The 20,615-nt window shown below is 56.0% G+C and carries 21 protein-coding genes; 13 read left to right on the top strand and 8 right to left on the bottom strand.

What is annotated here, in order from left to right:
- Nucleotides 1–252: 252 nt before the first annotated feature.
- Both tmk and ACTHSL_RS05765 read right to left on the bottom strand, forming a co-directional pair.
- On the bottom strand, nucleotides 253–876 hold the full coding sequence (gene tmk, locus ACTHSL_RS05770; protein WP_440380687.1) for a dTMP kinase: 624 nt from the start codon (nucleotides 874–876) through the stop codon (nucleotides 253–255).
- A gap of 40 nt (nucleotides 877–916) precedes the next feature.
- Entirely contained in the window at nucleotides 917–2,944 is a 2,028-nt protein-coding gene (locus ACTHSL_RS05765; RefSeq protein WP_440380686.1) for a site-specific recombinase, read from the bottom strand.
- A gap of 156 nt (nucleotides 2,945–3,100) precedes the next feature.
- On the opposite strand from ACTHSL_RS05765, the gene ACTHSL_RS05760 reads away from it, so the two are divergent.
- The gene (locus tag ACTHSL_RS05760) at nucleotides 3,101–3,748 is read left to right on the top strand and encodes an alpha/beta hydrolase (RefSeq protein WP_440380685.1); all 648 of its coding nucleotides are present in this window, start codon (nucleotides 3,101–3,103) and stop codon (nucleotides 3,746–3,748) included.
- A gap of 104 nt (nucleotides 3,749–3,852) precedes the next feature.
- Here the strand turns inward: ACTHSL_RS05760 and prmB are convergent, their stop codons facing one another.
- Nucleotides 3,853–4,752: a 50S ribosomal protein L3 N(5)-glutamine methyltransferase gene (gene prmB / locus ACTHSL_RS05755; RefSeq protein WP_107884685.1), complete on the bottom strand. Its 900-nt coding sequence runs from the start codon at nucleotides 4,750–4,752 to the stop codon at nucleotides 3,853–3,855.
- Between the two features lie 151 nt (nucleotides 4,753–4,903).
- Between prmB and recN the strand changes: the two genes are divergently transcribed.
- The 8 genes from recN (at nucleotide 4,904) to mpl (ending at nucleotide 11,882) form a co-directional block, all read left to right on the top strand.
- On the top strand, nucleotides 4,904–6,565 hold the full coding sequence (recN, locus tag ACTHSL_RS05750) for a DNA repair protein RecN (RefSeq protein ID WP_440380684.1): 1,662 nt from the start codon (nucleotides 4,904–4,906) through the stop codon (nucleotides 6,563–6,565).
- A 113-nt stretch (nucleotides 6,566–6,678) separates the two neighbouring features.
- A complete protein-coding gene (locus ACTHSL_RS05745) occupies nucleotides 6,679–7,236 on the top strand; it encodes a hypothetical protein (RefSeq protein ID WP_440380683.1) in 558 nt (185 codons plus the stop codon).
- Nucleotides 7,237–7,418: 182 nt separating this feature from the next.
- Nucleotides 7,419–8,432 carry a tetraacyldisaccharide 4'-kinase gene (gene lpxK, locus ACTHSL_RS05740; RefSeq protein WP_440380682.1) on the top strand — a complete coding sequence of 338 codons (1,014 nt, stop codon included), beginning with the start codon at nucleotides 7,419–7,421 and terminating at the stop codon, nucleotides 8,430–8,432.
- A 50-nt stretch (nucleotides 8,433–8,482) separates the two neighbouring features.
- Nucleotides 8,483–8,665 carry a Trm112 family protein gene (locus ACTHSL_RS05735; RefSeq protein WP_440380681.1) on the top strand — a complete coding sequence of 61 codons (183 nt, stop codon included), beginning with the start codon at nucleotides 8,483–8,485 and terminating at the stop codon, nucleotides 8,663–8,665.
- Nucleotides 8,662–9,420 (top strand): 3-deoxy-manno-octulosonate cytidylyltransferase, encoded by a 759-nt coding sequence (kdsB, locus tag ACTHSL_RS05730; RefSeq protein WP_440380680.1) that lies wholly within the window; start codon nucleotides 8,662–8,664, stop codon nucleotides 9,418–9,420. The genes ACTHSL_RS05735 and kdsB overlap by 4 nt, the downstream gene beginning before the upstream one ends.
- Nucleotides 9,421–9,556: 136 nt before the next feature.
- The gene (locus ACTHSL_RS05725; RefSeq protein ID WP_440380679.1) at nucleotides 9,557–10,216 is read left to right on the top strand and encodes a hypothetical protein; all 660 of its coding nucleotides are present in this window, start codon (nucleotides 9,557–9,559) and stop codon (nucleotides 10,214–10,216) included.
- A 16-nt stretch (nucleotides 10,217–10,232) separates the two neighbouring features.
- Nucleotides 10,233–10,403: a hypothetical protein gene (locus ACTHSL_RS05720; RefSeq protein WP_440380678.1), complete on the top strand. Its 171-nt coding sequence runs from the start codon at nucleotides 10,233–10,235 to the stop codon at nucleotides 10,401–10,403.
- Between the two features lie 102 nt (nucleotides 10,404–10,505).
- Complete coding sequence (mpl, locus tag ACTHSL_RS05715) at nucleotides 10,506–11,882, top strand: UDP-N-acetylmuramate:L-alanyl-gamma-D-glutamyl-meso-diaminopimelate ligase (protein WP_440380677.1); 1,377 nt, start codon at nucleotides 10,506–10,508, stop codon at nucleotides 11,880–11,882.
- Between the two features lie 260 nt (nucleotides 11,883–12,142).
- Here the strand turns inward: mpl and ACTHSL_RS05710 are convergent, their stop codons facing one another.
- The 3 genes from ACTHSL_RS05710 to ACTHSL_RS05700 form a co-directional block, all read right to left on the bottom strand.
- Entirely contained in the window at nucleotides 12,143–12,271 is a 129-nt protein-coding gene (locus ACTHSL_RS05710; RefSeq protein WP_003774988.1) for a FeoB-associated Cys-rich membrane protein, read from the bottom strand.
- On the bottom strand, nucleotides 12,268–14,136 hold the full coding sequence (gene feoB / locus ACTHSL_RS05705; protein ID WP_440380676.1) for a ferrous iron transporter B: 1,869 nt from the start codon (nucleotides 14,134–14,136) through the stop codon (nucleotides 12,268–12,270). The genes ACTHSL_RS05710 and feoB overlap by 4 nt, the downstream gene beginning before the upstream one ends.
- 173 nt (nucleotides 14,137–14,309) lie before the next feature.
- Entirely contained in the window at nucleotides 14,310–14,576 is a 267-nt protein-coding gene (locus tag ACTHSL_RS05700) for a FeoA family protein (protein WP_049251546.1), read from the bottom strand.
- Between the two features lie 317 nt (nucleotides 14,577–14,893).
- Here ACTHSL_RS05700 and ACTHSL_RS05695 point away from each other — a divergent pair, with 317 nt between their 5' ends.
- Nucleotides 14,894–15,520 carry an NAD(P)H-hydrate epimerase gene (locus tag ACTHSL_RS05695; protein WP_440380694.1) on the top strand — a complete coding sequence of 209 codons (627 nt, stop codon included), beginning with the start codon at nucleotides 14,894–14,896 and terminating at the stop codon, nucleotides 15,518–15,520.
- Between the two features lie 72 nt (nucleotides 15,521–15,592).
- On the opposite strand, the gene ACTHSL_RS05690 is transcribed toward ACTHSL_RS05695, so the two are convergent.
- On the bottom strand, nucleotides 15,593–16,900 hold the full coding sequence (locus tag ACTHSL_RS05690) for a replication-associated recombination protein A (protein WP_440380675.1): 1,308 nt from the start codon (nucleotides 16,898–16,900) through the stop codon (nucleotides 15,593–15,595).
- Nucleotides 16,901–17,047: 147 nt separating this feature from the next.
- Here ACTHSL_RS05690 and ACTHSL_RS05685 point away from each other — a divergent pair, with 147 nt between their 5' ends.
- The 3 genes from ACTHSL_RS05685 to ACTHSL_RS05675 are packed head-to-tail and all read left to right on the top strand — an operon-like array spanning nucleotide 17,048 to nucleotide 19,726.
- Nucleotides 17,048–17,443, top strand: a complete 396-nt coding sequence (locus ACTHSL_RS05685; RefSeq protein ID WP_283120255.1) for a hypothetical protein — start codon at nucleotides 17,048–17,050, stop codon at nucleotides 17,441–17,443.
- A gap of 53 nt (nucleotides 17,444–17,496) precedes the next feature.
- A complete protein-coding gene (gene thrC / locus ACTHSL_RS05680) occupies nucleotides 17,497–18,906 on the top strand; it encodes a threonine synthase (protein WP_440380674.1) in 1,410 nt (469 codons plus the stop codon).
- 1 nt (nucleotide 18,907) lies between these two features.
- Nucleotides 18,908–19,726, top strand: coding sequence for a hypothetical protein (locus ACTHSL_RS05675; protein WP_070452708.1), 819 nt, complete (start codon nucleotides 18,908–18,910; stop codon nucleotides 19,724–19,726).
- A 126-nt stretch (nucleotides 19,727–19,852) separates the two neighbouring features.
- Here the strand turns inward: ACTHSL_RS05675 and ACTHSL_RS05670 are convergent, their stop codons facing one another.
- On the bottom strand, nucleotides 19,853–20,527 hold the full coding sequence (locus ACTHSL_RS05670) for a DUF3108 domain-containing protein (protein WP_440380673.1): 675 nt from the start codon (nucleotides 20,525–20,527) through the stop codon (nucleotides 19,853–19,855).
- Nucleotides 20,528–20,615 lie beyond the last annotated feature (88 nt).

Below are 20,615 nucleotides of genomic sequence, written 5' to 3'. Positions count from 1 at the left end.
AGAATATGGCGGCTTCATCTGCTTTTGATGCCTGCATGAATCATACAAAGCTTGTCTGCCTCATATCGGCGGCATCTCAGACATTAACCTCTTCAGGCTGAGAGAATCCCACCCCATAGCAACCATAAAACAGATTTACCGCACAAAAAAATGCCGAAATCATGAATCAATCATGAATTCGGCGTTTTTTTATCGCGCAAACAACCACTCGATTCAAAAATCAAACGGCCGTACGACAAGCATCCGCTGTTTTCAGACGGCCTCGAAATGCGCCTGCAAGGCCGCTTCCACCGCCGCACGCACTTCTTCCCTGCTCCGGTTACTGTCGATGACGCGGTAACGTTGCGGATGGGCGGCGGCACGGTCGAGATAAGCACGGCGCACGCGGGCGAAAAACTCCGCCTCTTCCTGTTCGAAACGGTCTTTCTCGCGCGAACCGGCAATACGTTCGAACGATACCTCAAGCGGCACGTCCAGCAGCAGGGTCAGGTTCGGACGCAAGCTGCCCTGCACCCAGTTTTCCAACACTTCGATGTCTGCCGCCGGAATACCGCGCCCGCCGCCCTGATAGGCGAAGGTGGCGTCGGTGAAACGGTCGGAAACGACGTGGATGCCTTTATCCAAAGCCGGTAGTATCACGTCTTCCAAATGCTGGCGGCGGGCGGCGAACATCAGCAGGGTTTCGGTACGCAGTCCGACCCGGCTGTCGGGCGACAGCAGCAGGCGGCGCAATTCCTCGCCCAAAGGCGTACCGCCCGGCTCGCGGGTGAACAGAACCGGCATTCCGCGCCGTTCAAACCATTCGCGCATGGTCGCCAGATGGGTGGATTTGCCCGAACCGTCGATGCCGTCGAGTGTCAGAAATTGTGCTTGCATGGTTGTGCCTCGCTAAATGGATTTGCTTTTTTCAGACGGCCTATCCGCCGTTTTTGTTTTCTTTTACTGCTTTTTGGATTTCGGAGGCCGTCTGAACAGGATAAATCAGACTCATCGGATTGGCTTTGATCTGCATCCACATGGTGTCTATCAGCTTCGACAGGCTTTCGATGCGTGTACCGCGCGAGCGCAGGGCGACAATCAGCGCGAGCGAGAAGCTGACGAAGAGATTGACCACGCCTATCATCAGGACAAAAATCAAATTCATGATGAAATACAATATGCTGCCACCGTCACTGGCACTAGCGTAACCCAAGTTGGCCGAAGAAAAGGCAACGTGGCGGATGTCCAACGGCAGGCCGAGCAGGTGGCCGACCCAGCCCGTCATGCCCAACAGCATGCCGAAAATGAAATTGCCCGCCAGCGAACCGTAGTGGCGGTGCAGATAGTCGGCCAAACGGGCGCGGATGCCCGGCGGCAGGATTTTTTTCAGCAACGGCTGCACCGTCAGGCGTTGGCGCAGGTTGAGGTAGTCGGCGCGGTTGTCGAAAAAGCCGGAGATGATGCCGGAGCAAAACAACCACACGCCCGCTATCGCCGCATACCACAGCGTCGGCTGGGTGAACGGCTGGAGCGATTTGAACTGGTAGGCAACCGCATCGGCGTCCAAGAACGGCCGGCCGTTGTTTTGCGCGAAAGACAACGATACCAGCGTGGCCACCAGTACGGCAATACAAACATTGCCGAACACCGCCACGGTCTGCGAACGCGCGACGTCGATCAGCAGTTTGGCCAGTTTGCCTTCCACCGCGCCGCGCACCTTGTCGCCCTGTTCCACCGATTCGGCGATGCGGGAAGCGGTCATGGCGGGCTGTTTGGTGGCTACGGTACAGTGCACCATGTGGATGAACATAAAGCCCAAGCCGTAGTTCAGGCCGGACAGCAGTGCGGTGGAGAAATCGCCCAAACCCCAGCCGGCAATGTTGATTTTATTGCCCGCCATCAGGGCGATAATCACGCCACCGCCCGAAGCCGAAGCCAACATGCCCCAATATTCGCGCCTGTTGCGCGTGATGTAATGTTCGCCGTGGCCGCTGGTATTCTCCGAAATGCTGCGCGCCAGCATTTTGATGCTGCGCCGCCTCAGCAGCTCCGTGCTGTGCTGTTCCACAGCGGCCATCGTCAGGGAACGCAGCAAACGCACGGTATGGCGGCGGTAGGCACGGCCGTTTTCAGCCGTTTGGATTTCCAGCAGCACATCCAAACGGTCGAGCGTTTGCGACAGCCTTTCCAGCAGGTGCGCCACTTTGACCGACGAGCCCGCGCCCGCGCCGGTGCCCCGTTTGCGCAGCCTCTCCACCTGCTGCCGGCATTGCTCCATCATCACTTCGAGGTGGGCGGTATCAAATGCCTCTTTGTAATCCGGCTGGCGGTAATGCGCCACCAGCCGGCTGATTTCCTGATGCAGGGCGACGAATGCCGAATCCACTTCCATCAGTTTCGGTTCGATGCGGGTAAACTCGGGTTCCAATTCCTCCGCCGCCACCCAAATCGACAGCATTTCCAAAGCATGAAGCCGCGCCTGCGTCAGATGCCTTGCGGCCGTCTGAACCGTTGCATCCTCCGCGCCCGCACGCAGGCAGCCGTACAGCTTCAACCAACGGCGCAAGTTAATGGTTTCCAGCCATTTTTCATCGTTCTGCGAATGAAACAGATGCAGGAAGACATCGCGCAGGTTATTCAAATCCTTAAACGACGGCATAAAGCGTTCATAGATTCGGATACCGATTTCGCGTGCAAAACCGCTGCGCGAAAAAATGCCCAAGCCGACCAAGGCCGGATAAACGTGTACGCCGCCCAGCCATTGGTAAAAACGGCTGCCGAACAGTGCCGCCAATTCCGAATCCCGCCGCAGCACATCCAGCAGAAGGTCGAAACGCTGCCTCGCGCGCCTGATACCGCCCCTGCGCAAAAATTGCACCAGCGCATCGAGTATCGTCGCCATATCCTTTTTCGCTAGGGCCTCGGCCAGCAGGACGGGCAGGTTGTCCGGAGTGATTTTTTTCATGGTTAGAATGTTTGGTGTGGAAAGCGGGAGAAGGAAAATAACGGAAAGGAGCGGTGATGTAAAGGCCGTCTGAAAAATCGTTTCGGGCATCCTTCATAGACAAAGCCCGACTGCCGCCTTTACAATCCGCCATCCGAAACCGCAAGGAACGCCATCATGAACCAACCGGAAGTTTTGAGCATCAACGGCCCCGTAGGCACGCTCGAAACCATTTTCCTGCCGTCGCAAACCGCCCCGCAGGGCGTGGCGGTCATCAACCACCCCAACCCGCTGCAAGGCGGCACCAACACCAACAAAGTCATCCAAACCGCAGCCAAAGCACTCAACCGGCTGGGCTTCCACTGTTACCTGCCCAACCTGCGCGGCGTCGGCAACAGCGGCGGCGAACACGATTACGGCCGTGGCGAAACGGAAGACTGCCTGGCCGTTATCGACTACGCCCGCAGCCGCCACCCCGAAGCACCAAAACTGGCCATTGCGGGCTTTTCCTTCGGCGGCTACGTTTCCCTTTTCGCCGCCGCCCGCCAGACCCCTGACTTACTGTTGCTGATGGGCCCTGCCGTGCGCCACTACGATCGCGAACGCGAACCTGACGCGCCGAACCCGGCCCGCACCCTGCTGATACACGGCGAGCTGGACGAAGTCGTCAAACCGCAGCAGGCATTGGACTGGGCGGCCGGACAAGACATCCCCGTCATCCTCATCCCCCAAGCCTCGCACTTCTTCCACGGCAAATTGATTCCCCTGCGCGACACCATCCAACGTTTCGCCCCCGCCGTACTGCAACAGGCAGATGCCCGATAAGGCAGCCCGTCACGGCTGAGGCCGTCTGAAAAACCGTTTCCGACAAGAAAAACGGTTTTCAGACGGCCTCAGGCTTTTTTCAATGCCGAGCGGCCTTGCTTCCGCTACTCCTCACCCAACAACTGTTCGCGCGTCAGCAGGAACACGAAGCCGTCGCCGCCGCTGGTTTCCAGCCAGGTAAACGGCAGTTCGGGATAAGCGGCTTCCAACACATCGCGGTTGTGGCCGATTTCCACCAGCAGCACGCCGCGCGGATTGAGGAACTTCGCCGCCTGCAGAATAATCTGCCGCGTCGCGTCCAGTCCGTCTTCGCCGCTGCCCAAGGCCTCTTCCGGCTCGTGCAAATATTCCGGCGGCAGTTCGGCCACCGACTCGGCATCGACATAGGGCGGATTGGAAACGATTAAGTCGTAAGTGCCTTCCAAACCTTCGAACAAATCCGTATGAATCAGATTGATACGGTCTTCCAAGCCGTAATCTTCCACATTGACGGCCGCCACTTCCAGCGCATCCAGGCTGATGTCCACAGCATCAATGTCCGCCGCCGGATAGTGATGCGCCATCTGGATGGCCAGGCAGCCGCTGCCGGTGCACAAATCCAAAGCCGTATGCACCAGCTCGTCATACTCTATCCACGGGCGCAGCGGTTCGCCCAGCAGTTCGTAAATAAACGAACGCGGCACAAGCACCCGTTCGTCCACATAAAAATCAAATTCGCCCTGCCAAGCCTGATTCGTTAAATACGCCACCGGCACACGTTCGTTTACCCGCCGTTCAATCAAAGCCAGCAGGCGGCGTTTTTCAGACGGCAGCAAAACCGCGTCCAGATAAGGTTCCAGCAAATCCAGCGGCAGATTCAGCGTGTGCAGGATCAGATAAGCGGCTTCGTCGTGCGCATTGTCGCTGCCGTGGCCGAACGCCAGCCCCGCCTCATTGAAACGGCTGACGGCGAAGCGCAACATATCGCGCACGGTGGAAAGGTATCGTTCGGCTTCTTTAAACATAATTTATCCGGTGTGATTTTAAAAACGGCGCGGATTATACCTTACTTTCAGACGGCCTTTGCCCCGCCGCGACGGCGCAAGACAAGCAAACAGTCGTCTCACGGCCGCTTCCCCTATATAATCGCCGCCCACGACATCCAAAGGATTCACCATGCTGCTGGCACTTTCCCTCAACGACTTCGTCATCGTAGACCGACTCAACCTCGACTTCCAACCCGGTTTCACCGTATTGACCGGCGAAACCGGCGCCGGAAAATCCATCACCCTCGACGCCATCGGCCTGCTGTTGGGCGACAAGGCCGACTACGGCCAAATCAGGCAGGGCGCGGCAGAAGCACGCCTCTCCGCCCTGTTCGACCTTTCCGAACTGCCCGAATTGCAGGCCGAACTGCGCGAACAAGGACTGCTGGCGGAAGATGCGGAGGAACTCTCCATCCGCCGCATCATCGATGCCAAAGGAAAAAGCCGCAGCTACATCAACAACCAGGCCGCCACCCTGTCGCAACTGAAAAGCATAGGCAGCCGCCTGATCGACATTCACGGCCAAAATGCCCACCACTCGCTCAACCAAGAAGCCGCGCAGCGCGAACTGCTGGATGCCTTTGCCGGCTGCACCGCGCTGGCGGGCGAAGTCAAAGCCGCCTACCAAAGCTGGCAAAACGCCAACCAAGCCCTGAAGGCCGCCCAAACCCAAAGCGAAAACCTGCAAATCGAACGCGAACGGCTGGAATGGCAGTTTGACGAACTCAGCCGCCTCGCCCCCACGCCCGGCGAATGGGAAACCGTCAGCCAAAGCCACGACAGCCTCGCCCACGCCGCCGAACTGATGGAAGCCGCACAGGAAACCGAAGAAGCCATCAACGGCGACAACGGCCTGCAGGCGCAAATCTACCGCTGCCAGAAAAAACTCGAAGCCCTCAGCCGCATAGAGCCGCGCTTCAACGAAAGCCTGAACCTTCTGGCCAGCATCGAAGCCGAATTGGGCGAAGTATCCGCCAACATGCGCGACGTAGCCTCCCGCAGCGACCTCGATCCGGCCGAACTGGCCGCACAAGAACAACGCCTGGGCGAACTTATGGGCATGGCGCGCAAATACCGCGTCGAACCGCAGGATTTGCCGGCTAAAATGCAGGAAATCGAAGCCGCGCTGCAACAGCTTCAAGCCGCCGCCGACATTGCCGCCCTCGAAGCCGCCGCCGAACGCTGCGAAAAACAATACCACGAAGCGGCACAGCAACTTTCCGCCGGCCGCCGTCAGGCCGCCGAACGCCTCGGCAGCGAAACCGCCACCCACATGCAGGAATTGGCCATGAAGGGCGCGCGCTTCCACATCGAACTGCTGCCTGCCTCCCCGTCCGCCTTCGGACTGGAACAAGTGCAATACCAAGTGGCCGCCAACAAAGGCAGCCCGCTGCGCCCGCTGAACAAAGTCGCTTCCGGCGGCGAACTGGCGCGCATCAGCCTCGCCCTGCAAGTCGTCACCAGCCAATACACCCAAACGCCGACCCTGATTTTCGACGAAGTGGACACCGGCATCGGCGGCGGCGTAGCCGAAATGGTGGGCCGCGCCCTGCGGAGCCTCGGCAGGAAACACCAAGTGCTGGCCGTTACCCACCTGCCCCAAGTGGCGGCCTGCGGCGAACAGCATTGGCAGGTCAGGAAAAACAGCGAGGGCGAGCAAACCGTCAGCAGCATCCGCGTACTCTCCGCCGAAGAACGGGTGGAAGAAATCGCCCGTATGCTCGGCGGCGAAACCCTCACCGCCACCACGCGCAGCCATGCCGCCGAACTGCTGGAAATGGCGGCACGCTGAACAACGATGCCGCATACGGTCAGGCCGTCTGAAAGCGGGTTTCCCGAACATATTTTCAGACGGCCTGAAATGATAATATCGGGGTTTGCCCCTTTCCATCCACGGAAACGAAAATGAAAAAAATCGGAATCTTCCTGACACTGACTTTCGGCTGCACCCTGCCCGCCGCCGCAGAATGCCTGATCGGCCCAAACAGCATCGGCGGCGTCTCACTCGGGCAGGACCTGAAACAGGTCAGGCAAAAATTTCCCAAAGCGAAATTCAAACGGGAAAGTGATGCCGAAGGTGCGGCCTTTGTCGACATCATGCTGTCCAAAGATATTACCGTGTCGGCCCATTTGAACGGCGACGACGATCCCGATGCGCCTTTGCGGCTGAATCAGAAAATTATCTGGCTGGGCACCTCCTCCCCCGCCTGCCGCACCGCTTCCGGCATCCGCCCGGGCATGAAAATCCAAGATGCGGAAGCAAAACTGGGCAAGCTCAAACGCATCAGCCTGTCGGAAATCGAAATGCGCGAAACCGCCGAATTTACCCGTATGCCGAAACAGATGACGTTCCGAGTCGAAAGCGGGGCCGGAATTTATGCGGATCCAGACAAAATACCGAACCAAACCCGCCGCTATCGCAAAAACTCCCGCATAGAAACCATTTCCGTTTCATCATATTGATTGCCACGACAACCCAACCGAAAGATATGGCGGATGAACAAAAATCAAGACAAGGCGGCGAAGCCGCAGACAGTACGGATAATACGGCAAGGCGGGGCAACGCCGTACCAGTTTCAATTTAATCCGCTATAAAACCTGCCTGCCTCCATACATTCCCACCCCGTACCCCGAAAGCCGTCTGAATGCCCAAGCCCCATCAAATCATCGAACGCCATTGGCAACACCCCAATCTGTTTTTATCTTTCCTGCTCAAACCTTTATCCATGCTGTTTGCCAAAATTGCGGCAAAACGGCGCGATGATTTCGTTTCAGGCCGTCTGAAAAGCGAAAAGCTGCCCGTACCTGTGGTCGTGGTCGGCAATATCCATGCGGGCGGGACGGGGAAAACGCCGATTGTCGCCGCGCTGGTGTCGGGTTTGCAGGAAAAAGGCGTCAAGGTCGGCATCATCAGCCGAGGCTACGGGCGCAAGCGCAAGGCGGTTCATGTATTGAATGCCGAGAGCCGTGCGGAAGATGCGGGCGACGAGCCTTTGCTGCTGTTCCGTAAAACCGGCGCGCCGACGGCGGTGGGCAGCAGCCGTGCACAGGCAGGCAGGGCGTTGCTGGCGGCGCATCCCGACATCGGGCTGATTGTGGCGGACGACGGTTTGCAGCATTACGCCCTGCGGCGGGATGTGGAAATCGCGGTGTTTCCGGCGGCGGATACGGGGCGGTCAGATTTGGATTTGCTGCCCAACGGCAGTTTGCGCGAACCTTTGTCGCGTCTGGATTCGGTGGATGCGGTCGTCGTCAGCGGCGGTCAGGCGGATGCGTCGTTTGCGCCGTCTGAAAATATGTTTCACAGCCGTATCGAAACGGGACAGATTTACCGTTTGAACCAGCCGTCTGAAATACTGGATACAGGCCGTCTGAAAAAACAAACCGTCGCCGCTGTGGCGGGTATCGCCAAGCCGGAGCGTTTTTTCGATTCGCTGCGGAACATGGGCATCACGTTGAACCAAACCGTCGCGCTGCCCGACCATGCCGACATCGCAGCGGCAGATTTGCCGGATGCGGACGCGGTGATTATTACGGAAAAGGATGCGGTCAAGTTTTCAGACGGCCTCAATATGAACCATGTATGGGTATTGCCCGTTTGTGCGATAATCGAGCCTCATTTGGCATCATTCGTGTTGGAACGGATAAAGGCCGTCTGAAAACGAGCAAAGCGAGTTTCGCTAAAACCATCAAACCCGAAAGAAACCCCATGGAACAAAAATATTTTGATATCCTCGTCTGCCCCGTTACCAAGGGCAAACTCGAATTTCACCGCGACAAGCAAGAGTTGTGGAGCCGTCAGGCAAAGCTGGCGTATCCGATTAAAGACGGCATTCCCTATATGCTGGAAAACGAAGCGCGCGAACTGACCGAGGAGGAATTGGCATCATGAGCTTTATCGTCATCATTCCCGCCCGCCTGTCGTCATCCCGCCTGCCGCGCAAAGCCCTGGCGGACATCCACGGCAAACCCATGGTCGTGCGCGTGGCCGAACAGGCGGCAAAAAGCAAAGCGGCGCGCGTCATCGTTGCAACCGACCACGCCGACATTCATGCAGCCTGCGTGGCCTGCGGCATCACAACCGTCATGACTGCCGACACACACGAAAGCGGCACGACCCGTTTGGCCGAAGCTGCCGGATTGCTGAACTTGCCGCCGGACACCGTTATCGTCAACGTACAGGGCGACGAACCGCTGATTGCCCCCGAACTCATCGACCGCACCGCCGAAGTTTTAGTGGAAAACAACGTACAAATGGCGACCGCGGCGCACGAATTGCACGATTTCGACGAATTTATGAACCCCAACGTCGTCAAAGTCGTCCTCGACAAAAACCGCAACGCCATCTACTTCAGCCGCGCCCCGATTCCCTATCCGCGCGATGCCATGCGCGCCGAAAAACGCGAATTGCCCGCCGAAACCGCCGTCCTGCGCCATATCGGCATCTACGCCTACCGCGCCGGTTTCCTGCAACGCTACGCCGAAATGAGCGTCTCGCCGCTGGAAACCATCGAATCGCTGGAGCAACTGCGCGTCCTGTGGCACGGCTACCCGATTGCCGTCGAAACCGCCAAAGAAGCCCCCGCAGCCGGTGTGGATACGCAGGAAGATTTGGACAGGGTCAGAGCTGCGTTCAAGGTCGTCTGAAAACGAGCGAAGCGAGCTTCGCTAAAACAAGAGTACCGAGTTTCGCTAAAATCCGAAATCAGTCGGTTTCGGCATTAGGTTTCGCAAGTGAAGCCCGTGCTACGGGCTATTGAATTTGCCATCATCAGGAATTGCTATGAAACGCAGCATATTGATATTTTTATCCTGCATCGCCCTGCCTGCTTGCGCCGCCGATTTTTCCGCTTACGCGCCCAAAGGCTGGAAAATCATCAAAAGCGTGGAGGGGGATTTAAACGGCGACAATCAAGCCGATGCCGTTTTGGTGCTGCAAAAGCAAGACAAGGCAAACATCATCCCAAACGACTATATGGGATCACCCGAATTGGATACCAATCCGAGGATGTTGAAAGTATTGTTCAAACAGGCAGACGGTTACAAGACGGCTGTCGAAAACACAACGCTGATTCCGCCTGAAGGCGATAAAGATAAGAGCTGTCTTGACGACCCGTTTTCTGATGTCTCCATCGATAAAGGTCGTCTGAAACTCCGTTTTGAAGGGTTTTACAGTTGCGGAAACTGGTGGAAAGATTACAGCGACTACCTATTCCGTTACCAAAACGACCGCTTTCTCCTGATTGGGTATTCATATTATGAATATCACAGGGCTTCAGGCGAAATTGAGGAGTACAGCGACAATTATCTGACCGGAAAGCGGAAGAGAACGACAGGCGGCAATGTGTTCGGTTCATCGAAAGACCGTCCGAAAGTCAAATGGGAAAGATTAAAAGCGAAACCTTATTATTTGGACGAGCCTTATCACGATTCAATAGAATGAGATAGGCCGTCTGAAAATGATGAGCCGTAAAAAGCTGTTTTCAGTAAACACCAAACCCGATAATCCGTTTTACCCAAACACCGACAGAAAGCCCTTTATGACCGATTTACGCCATTTGAGCCGCGAGGAGCAAAAACTGCTTGCCGATGCTGCCCTGCTATTTTTCAAAACAACCGCAATAACTTAACCATGCAATGCTGAAAATGGAAACCGCATGAGTTGTTAGTCATTTCGTCATCGTACTTTCAAACAGTATTTTAGATTTAACTTCATTTAAAGATTCAAGATTATGAAACACATCCACATTATCGGTATCGGCGGCACGTTTATGGGCGGGGTGGCCGCCATTGCCAAAGAAGCGGGGTTCAAAGTCAGCGGTTGCGACGCGAAGATGTATCCGCCGATGAGTACCCAGCTCGAAGCCTTGGGCATAGACGTACACGAAGGCTTCGATGCCGCGCAGTTGGACGAATTTAAAGCCGACGTTTACGTGATCGGCAATGTCGCCAAGCGCGGGATGGATGTGGTTGAAGCAATTTTGAACCGCGGTCTGCCTTATATTTCCGGCCCGCAATGGCTGTCGGAAAACGTGCTGCACCATCATTGGGTACTCGGCGTGGCGGGGACGCACGGCAAAACGACCACTGCGTCCATGCTCGCATGGGTCTTGGAATATGCCGGACTCGCGCCGGGCTTCCTCATCGGCGGCGTACCGGAAAACTTCAGCGTTTCCGCCCGCCTGCCGCAAACGCCGCGTCAAGACCCGAACAGCAAATCGCCGTTTTTCGTCATCGAAGCCGACGAATACGACACCGCCTTTTTCGACAAACGCTCCAAATTCGTGCATTACCGTCCACGTACCGCCGTGTTGAACAATCTGGAATTCGACCACGCCGACATCTTCGCCGACTTAGGCGCGATACAGACCCAGTTCCACCACCTTGTGCGCACCGTGCCGTCTGAAGGTTTAATCGTCTGCAACGGACAGCAGCAAAGCCTGCAAGATACTTTGGACAAAGGCTGCTGGACGCCGGTGGAAAAATTCGGTACCGAACACGGTTGGCAGGTCGGCGAAGTCAATACCGACGGCTCGTTCGACGTGTTGCTTGACGGCAAAAAAGCCGGACACGTCGCATGGGATTTGATGGGCGGACACAACCGCATGAACGCGCTCGCCGTCATCGCCGCCGCACGTCATGCCGGAGTCGATATTCAGACGGCCTGCGAAGCCTTGAGCGCGTTTAAAAACGTCAAACGCCGCATGGAAATCAAAGGCACGGTAAACGGCATCACCGTTTACGACGACTTCGCCCACCATCCGACCGCCATCGAAACCACTATAGAAGGCCTGCGCCAGCGCGTCGGAAACGCACGCATCCTCGCCGTCCTCGAGCCACGTTCCAACACCATGAAACTCGGCACCATGAAAGCCGCCCTGCCCGAAAGCCTCAAAGGTGCCGACCAAGTGTTCTGCTACGCCGGAGGCGTGGACTGGGACGTCGCCGACGCCCTCGCGCCTTTGGGCGGCAAGCTGCACGTCGGACAAGACTTCGATGCCTTCGTCGCCGAAATCGTGAAAAATGCCGAAGCAGGCGACCATATTTTGGTGATGAGCAACGGCGGTTTCGGCGGGATACACGGGAAGCTGTTGGAAGCGTTAAAATAAGGTTGGTTAAAATTTTGGAATGTATGAGGCCGTCTGAAAACCGAAGTTTGGTTTTCAGACGGCCTTTTGTTATAGAGCGATTTAGATGGGCTGCCTGGGTTGTTAAAGTTCACGCTTAGGGTTCGCTTGAAAAGCCATAGATTCGACTACTGACATCCGGCGGCATATTCGATATTCCTGTCGTTTCAACCATAGCCCAAATATACAAAAGGCCGTCTGAAACGATTTCAGACGGCCTTTACTTGTCGAACCCTCTTTATTTAACCGCAACCGCCGCATTTGCCGCAGCCGCTGCTGCAATCGCGTTTTTTCGGTTTGAATACGAATTTCCGCAAAAGGAAGAATACGCAGGCGAGCATAATCACGCCGACGATAATATATTGAGTCATAACGATTGTATCCATTTAGTTGTTTGGTAAACCACAAATGAGGCGAAGTAAGCCATCAGGAACAAATAGCCGGTAATCATCACCATACTTTTTGTGGATTTGGTTTCGCGTTTAATCACAGCCAATGTCGCGGCGCACATGGGGGCGTACACATACCAAGCCAGGAAGGCGAAGGCGGTCGGCAGGCCCCAGTTGTTGTGTACGATCGGAATCAGCGCGTTTTGTACCGCGTCTTCAGACGACGCGCTGACGGAATAGACCGTACCCAGCGCGGCAACGACGACTTCACGCGCGGCGATGCCCGGAATCATGGCGATACACATTTCCCAAGTGAAGCCGATCGGAGCGAACAGCGGCTGGATGGTATTGCCGATCATGCCGGCGAGGCTGTAATCGATTGCGGCCCCGGTCGCGCCTGCGGGCGGTTGAGGCCAGCTGACCAAGCCCCACAAAACCACGGTCAGCGCGAAGATAATCGTACCGGCGCGTTTCAGGAAGGCTTTGACCCTGTCCCACAGGCTGGTGATGATGTGTTTGAAGTTGGGCGTACGGAAGGTCGGCAGCTCCATCAGCAGGGGGAATTGCTGCACGTTGCCTTTGACTCGTGCCAAGCGTTTCATGATATATGCCGCCAGTGCAGCCGACAGGATGCCTGCGAGATAGAGGACGAATAGCGTCAGCCCTTGCAGATTGAAGATTCCGCCTACTGTGCGGTCAGGAATGACGGCGGCGATAATCAGCGCGTACACGGGCAGCCGCGCGGAACAGGTCAGCAGCGGGGCGACGGCGATGGTAACGAGGCGTTCGCGCGGGTCATTAATCGTACGCGCCGACATCACGGCGGGGACGGCGCAGGCGAAACTCGACAGGAGCGGGATGAACGATCGTCCGGACAGGCCGCTTTTCGCCATCACGTTATCCAGCAGGAACGCCGCGCGCGGCAGGTAGCCGGAATCTTCCAAAAGCAGGATGAAGGCGAACAGAATCGTAATCTGCGGCAGGAATACCAACACGCTGCCCATACCAGCAAGTACGCCGTTGACGAGCAAGTCGTTGAGGATGCCCGGCGCCATGTTTGCGCCGACCCATTCGCCCAGCGCGGTAAAGCCGCCTTCAATGGCGTCCATAATCGGCGCCGCCCATGTGTAAACCGCTTGGAACACCATAAACAGGATGACCAGCAGCATAATCATGCCCCAGACGGGGTGCAGCACGATGTCGTCGAGTTTTTTGTGCCATGCGGGCAGCGTCATCTGCGTGCGCACTACTTGTGCCAAAATCGATTCGACTTCTTGATAAAGTTTGTCGCTATCCAGCGCATCGAGCGTGCGTTCGGCAGAGGCGGGGCTGGCGGGGAAAGAGCGTTTGCGCGGCAGCTTGGCCACGGCTTCGCGCACTGCCTGTACGCCCGACGCGCTCACTGCGACTGTTTCCAAAACAGGTGCATCCAACAACTCGCTCAGTTTAGCGGCATCGATATTCAAGCCCCTTCTTCGGGCAACGTCGCTCATGTTCAGCGACACCACCATAGGCAGCCCCAGCGTTTTCAGTTCCAAAATCATGCGCAGGGTCATCCGCAGGTTGGTCGCGTCGGCAACGGCAATAATGGCATCGGGCGGAATGCCCATCTTGCCCACCATTACATCTTTCGCCACCGCTTCGTCGGGGCTGGTCGTGCGCAGGCTGTATGTGCCTGGCAGGTCGATAATGCGGACGGCCTCGTCGTCGAGGAAGGCACCCTCGCGCTTATCGACCGTTACGCCCGGATAATTGGCCACCTTGGCATGTGAGCCGGTCAAACCGTTGAACAAAACGGTTTTGCCGCAGTTTGGCGCGCCAATCAAGGCAAAATAGCTTAGTTCCATGAATTGAACTCTCCTTTTTTTGATTGCTTTGATAAGTTTGAAGTCGGATTTGGGGAAAAGGCTTTGAAATTGTGTTTTCAGACGGCCTAAGGCCGTCTGAAAAGGATGGGGCAATCAAATTGATTTTACCCTTGCCGCATTTTCGGAGTACGAAGCATGCCTGTGTACGGCGGTCAGCCGTCAATCACATGGCACATAATTTTTCCCGCTTCTTCCTGCCGCAACGAGAATTGCGACTGGTTGCCCAGCCGCACGGCAAACGGACCGCGTCCGAATCCGCCGACGGCAATCACCTGCAACGGCATCCCGCTTGAAAAGCCCAAATCGGCAAGGCGGCGCGTAACCAGCGGGTCGAGTTCGCCGAAAATCGGATTGGCGACAATAGAATCAATGTGCGCGACCGCGCCTTTACTGAGTTTTGATAAAGGTATGGTAGACATAGGGGGTTTACTTTCGGTGTCGATTAAAAAAACAAACGGCCTGGAAAGACGAATCCGACGCGAGGAAGGATAAGGATATATCCCGCCGCCCGCTCCCGCAAAAGAGATAATTTTAATTATTTGCTGCTTTATTTCGCTATGATAATAAATCTTGTTAATAAAAAAATCAAATCCAAGAGCTGCCAAAACCCTGTTTTCAGACGGCTTCTTGCGGCAAATCAAAAAAAGGAATGATTCGTCGGAAAAGCAGGGGAGCACTATTGATGGGATTTCCGTTTTGATGTTTCATAAAACAGTGGAGACAAAAGGAGCAAATGATGAAAATCTACACCGCCGCAGAAATGCGCGAACACGAACAAATGGCCGTCGACAAAGGCACGACTTTCGAGCAACTGATGGAAAACGCGGGACGAGCCGCAGCCGCCGACCTGCTGCGAAGGCGGCCCCAGGCCGGGCGGGTGCTGATTGTGTGCGGCAAAGGCAACAACGGCGGCGACGGCATGGTGATGGCGCGGATACTGCAGGCGCACGGCTGGCGGGCGGACATCCTGTTTGCTGCCGGAGAAAAACTATCCGAACTGGCGGAATTAAACCGCGGCCGGCTGCAAGGTTTGGACGGCATAGGCTTGATTGCCGCCGAAGACTTGGCAGGCCGTCTGAAAACAGGTTACGATGTGATTATCGAAGGCATCTTCGGCACAGGCTTCGGCGGCAGGCTGCCCGCCGGCATCGCCGCAATCTGCCGCCTGCTGAATCAATCGGACGGCCTGAAAGTCGCGCTGGACATCCCGACCGGGCTGAACTGCGACACGGGAGAAGCAGATGCGGATACCTTCCGTGCCGATTTAACCTACACCTTCGCCGCCTACAAACCGGCGCACCTGGGCGGAAACGGTAAAACATACTGCGGCGAAATCGTCTGTTTGGACATCGGTATCGATTAAGGCCGCGCAATATGACAGAGGCCGTCTGAAGATTGTTTTTCAGACGGCCTCTGCCCTATCTCGCGTTGTTTTTTATTCTTTCAACGCTTCTTCATCCAGAGATTTCAACCATTCCAGCTTTTCGCCGATTTTGATTTCCAGCCCGCGCGGGACGGGTTGGTAGAAATCGGGTTCCTCCAAGCCGTCGGGCATATAGCTTTCGCCGGCGGCGTAGGCGTTCGGTTCATCGTGGGCGTAACGGTATTCGCGTCCGTAGCCCAATTCCTTCATCAGCTTGGTCGGGGCGTTGCGCAGATGGACGGGCACTTCGTCGCTGGCGTTTTCTTTGACGAAGCGGCGCATTTGGTTGTATGCCTTGTAGCCTGCGTTGGATTTCGCGGCGGCGGCAAGGTACAGTACGGCTTGCGCCAGCGCGAGTTCGCCTTCGGGCGAGCCTAAGCGTTCGAAGGTGGCGGCGGCATCGTTGGCGATTTGGAAGGCGCGAGGGTCGGCAAGCCCGATGTCCTCCCACGCCATACGCACGATGCGGCGGGCAAGGTAGCGCGGGTCGGTGCCGCCGTCGAGCATACGGCAAAACCAATACAGCGCGGCATTCGGATGCGAACCACGTACGGATTTGTGCAGGGCGGAGATTTGGTTGTAGAAACTCTCGCCACCTTTGTCGAAACGGCGGATTTGCGCGCCCAAGCTGTCGGCGAGAAATTCGGCGGTCAGGGTTTTCAGACGACGTGTGTCGGCGGCGCGTAACAGTTGTTCTAATAAATTCAACAATCTGCGCGCATCACCGTCGGCGGTATTGACGAGCAGCTCCTGCGCATCGGCTTCAATCGTAAAATCTCGGTATTCGGGCAACGCTAATACTTTGGCAATCAGTTTCTTGAGGTCGTCTGAAGACAAGGATTGCAAAACATACACCTGCGCGCGGCTCAACAGCGCGGGATTGACTTCAAACGACGGGTTTTCCGTCGTCGCGCCGATAAAGGTCAGCAAACCGCTTTCGACATGAGGTAAAAACGCGTCCTGCTGCGCCTTGTTGAAGCGGTGGACTTCATCGACAAACAAAATCGTCGCGCGTCCCTGCTGCAAAGCGATTTCGGCTTTATCGATTGCCTCGCGTATGTCTTTCACGCCGGAGAATACGGCGGAAACAGGCAAAAACTGGGCGTTGAAACTCTGTGCCAAAATCCGCGCCAACGTCGTCTTGCCCACGCCCGGCGGTCCCCACAGCAACATGGAATGCGGCTTCCCGCCTTCCACCGCCACGCGCAGCGGCTTGCCTTCGCCGATTAAATGCTGCTGCCCGATAACATCATCAAGCGTATGCGGGCGCAGGCGTTCGGCAAGCGGTGCATCGGGTTGGCGGGTGAAGAGGTCGGACATGGCGGATTCCGTGAAAGAGGATTTCAGACGGCCTCATTATACCGCTGCCCGCAATCGGTGGCACGGCGACGGCTTTCGGGTACAATACGGGCTTTTGCCCTGCCGGATAACGGCATTTTTTCGAATTCGACAAATAAAGGAAACAATATGAAGAAATTGTTGGCAATGATAACGGCAGCCGCCCTGCTCGGAGGCTGTGCGAGCGACGGCAATATGGGCCTTTTGGGCGGCGGTTTCGGCAGCGGCGGCGGTCAGGATGTAGCCGGCATCGGCAGCTCGGTACTAAAAACCGTTATCGACGGACAATGCCGCACCGAGCTGAACAACCGTAACGAATGGCGCATGATTGCTTTGAGCATGAGCGCGGAACGCCAACGCCAGTGGGAAGACAGAATCTGCAGCTGTGTGAGCGAAGACGCGCTGAACCAGGTCAGCGTGGCCGACCTGACTTCCATGCTGGACACCAACAGCCGCAATCAGGCCGTGGCGAAAATCACCGCTCGCACGGTAACATCCTGCGTGAAACGTATTTACAGACCCTAAACCTTTTCAGACGGCCTTTTGAGGCCGTCTGAAAACATGATTCGGAGAAAAAAGTGAAATATATCAGCACACGCGGCGCAACCGACCGCAAAACCTTCGGCGAAGTCCTGCTTATGGGGCTGGCACCCGACGGCGGCCTGATGCTGCCGGAACATTATCCGCAAATCGACCGTGCGACCTTAGACAAATGGCGCGGTTTGGCCTATGCCGATTTGGCGTTTGAAATCATGCACCTGTTTGCCACCGACATTCCCGAAGGCGACCTGCGCGCCATCATCAACCGCACCTACACCGCCGAAGCCTTCGGCAATGCGGAAATCACCCCCGTGCGCACCCTTTCAGACGGCCTGAAAATCCAAGCCCTGTCCAACGGCCCCACACTGGCCTTCAAAGACATGGCCATGCAGTTTTTGGGCAACGCCTTTGAATATGTTTTGAAACGCGAAGGGCAAACCCTGAACATCGTCGGCGCCACCAGCGGCGACACCGGTTCGGCTGCCGAATACGCCCTGCGCGGCAAGGAAGGCATCCATGTGTTCATGATGTCGCCCAAAGGCAAAATGAGCGCGTTCCAGCGCGCGCAAATGTACAGCCTGCAAGACGAAAACATCCACAACATCGCCGTGGACGGCATGTTTGACGACTGCCAGGACATTGTAAAAGCCATTCAAAACGATGCTGCCTTCAAAGAGAAATACCGTATCGGCACGGTCAACAGCATCAACTGGGGACGCGTGATGGCGCAGGTGGTTTACTACTTCGCCGGCTATTTCAAAGCGACGGAGGGCAATGACGAAACCGTCAGCTTCTGCGTGCCCAGCGGCAACTTCGGCAACGTCTGCGCCGGCCACATCACCAAACAAATGGGCCTGCCTATCCGCCGCCTGATGGTCGCCACCAACGAAAACGACGTATTGGACGAGTTTTTCAAAACCGGTTCCTACCGTCCGCGCACCGCCGCGCACACCCACGTTACCTCCAGCCCGTCGATGGACATTTCCAAAGCGTCCAACTTCGAACGCTTCATTTTCGACCTGACCGGCCGGGATGCGGCGGAAATCGAAACGTTGTGGGCGGAAGTCGGCGCAGGCAAAGGCTTCAACCTCGCTTTCGCGCTGGACAAAATCCGCAATGAATACGGCTTTGTTTCCAGCAAAAGCCTGCACCGCGACCGCCTGGCCGTCATCAAGCAGGTTTACGAGCAGGACGGCGAACTCATCGACCCGCATACCGCCGACGGCGTGAAAGTCGCCCGCGAATTGCGCGAGGCAGGCGAAACCGTCGTTTGCCTGGAAACCGCGCTGGCGGCAAAATTTGCCGATACCATCCGCGAAGCGGTCGGCGATGTGGACATCCCGCGCCCGGCCAAACTGCAGGGTTTGGAAGATTTGCCGCAGAAGGTGCAGAACGTACCGAATCAGGCCGAAGCGGTAAAAGAAATCATCCGCAACGTGTTAAATTAAGATGCAGATAAATAAAAAAGATACGGACACCAACCATACCAATGCCCCAAACTTTGCCGTCGAACTTACCCGGCTCGCCGCTCAGCAAAGTAACAATATCGCGCGCTATACACTTTCAGACGGCAGGACCGTTTGGATACGTAAAGCTAAACCGCATAATCCTGCCTGGCGTTACGCACTACTGGGTATGATTACCAAACCGCTCCATTTAAGAGTACTGAAGCCTGTACCAAACTTAGGTGGAGAAAAAGCGATTGCAGTTGAATCAACCCGCCTACGTACGCTTTATAAGGCCGGTATCCGCGTACCAGAATTACTGGCCGTACAGAGCAACGCCCTGATGATGGGTAATTTGACCGGTATCGCACTTGACGTCCGCATCGAACAAGAAGCCGGAGAGGGGCATTTGGACGCATGGGAAGCAGGATTGTCGGCAATCGAAGACGTGCATCGGCGCGGGCAATTCCTAAGTCAGGCTTTCGCCCGCAACTGCATGATAGACAGCGATAAAATCTCTTTCCTCGATTTTGAGGACGACCCGTCCGAAGTATTGACCTTGGAGGAATGCCAAAGCCGGGATTGGTTGTGCTATCTGCATTCGACTTCGTTATTGTTAAAAAAATACGGTTTGCTGAAACAGGCGTCGGTTTTATGGCATGACAAACTGTTGGAACAACCGGAAACAGTGCAAAAACTGGTATTGCAAACTGTGCGGCCAATACGCTGGATACATTGCATAAGTCATTCGTATTGGGGGCGGGATGCACTGAGGCTGGCTGCACTAACCACCCTGTTTATATTGGCCGATAGTTATTTTTGAACGGTATCCCCAATATAGAAAATAAATGCTGTATTAATTTCCTATTTGTCATTCCAGATAAGGCCGTCTGAAAAATCCTACAAACGCATTTTTCAGACGGCCTTTTTATCTCAGGACAACACAGCTTCAAGGTTTAATCGTTTGGCCGTTGATTTTCAGGCCGGTCAGTTTCAAATCGTAGGTTTTGCCGTTGTCAGTGTAGGTGATTTTGGCCGGAATGTTGCCGAACGCGGGCGCGAAGGAATAGTTCACGATGTCGTCGCCGCGTTTGACTCGGTAGTTGTCGATAGTGGTTTTGCCGCCGTTGAACGCATATTGCGTCGAACCGGTTTTCACCAGCCCGCTGACATTATAGACACGCTTGCCGTTGGTAATTTTCAGGCCGGCAGGGAGTTTGCCGTCGGTGGCGGCCAGCTGCCACGACAGGGCGAACAGGTCGAGGATTTGTCCGGCGGCGTTTTCGGTTTGCAATTCGCCGCTTTTGCCGTAGGTGATTTTGCCGCCGCCGAATTTGGCTTCGGCATAGGTTTTGCCTTTGCGGATGTCTTTGTAATAGCTCGGGTGCAGGCTGTTGCCGTGGATGGTGCCGCCGCTTTCGAAACGGAAGTTGTACATCGGCACTTTGATGACGGAAACAATGCGGTAGCTGTTGCCGCTGCGGCTGAACGTCATGGTGGCCGGAATGCCGTAAGAGCCGCTGTATTGCAATTCCGCACTTTGCGGCAGTTCGGCTGCCGAGGCGGGCAGTGTGGCGGGCAGGAGTGCCAGCGCGGCGGGCAATAGGGAAATGGGTTTCATCATGGGTCCTCTCGGTGCTTACCCTGCTTCAGGGTGTGGAAAGATTGCTTTTTCAGACGGCCTCTCCAGCATAAGGCAGGCCGTCTGAAAA

Source organism: Neisseria sp. P0008.S010 (genome assembly GCF_051962715.1).
Taxonomy (GTDB): domain Bacteria; phylum Pseudomonadota; class Gammaproteobacteria; order Burkholderiales; family Neisseriaceae; genus Neisseria; species Neisseria elongata.
Note: the sequence above shows the minus strand (reverse complement) of the source record. Positions and strands in the feature narration are given on the sequence as shown.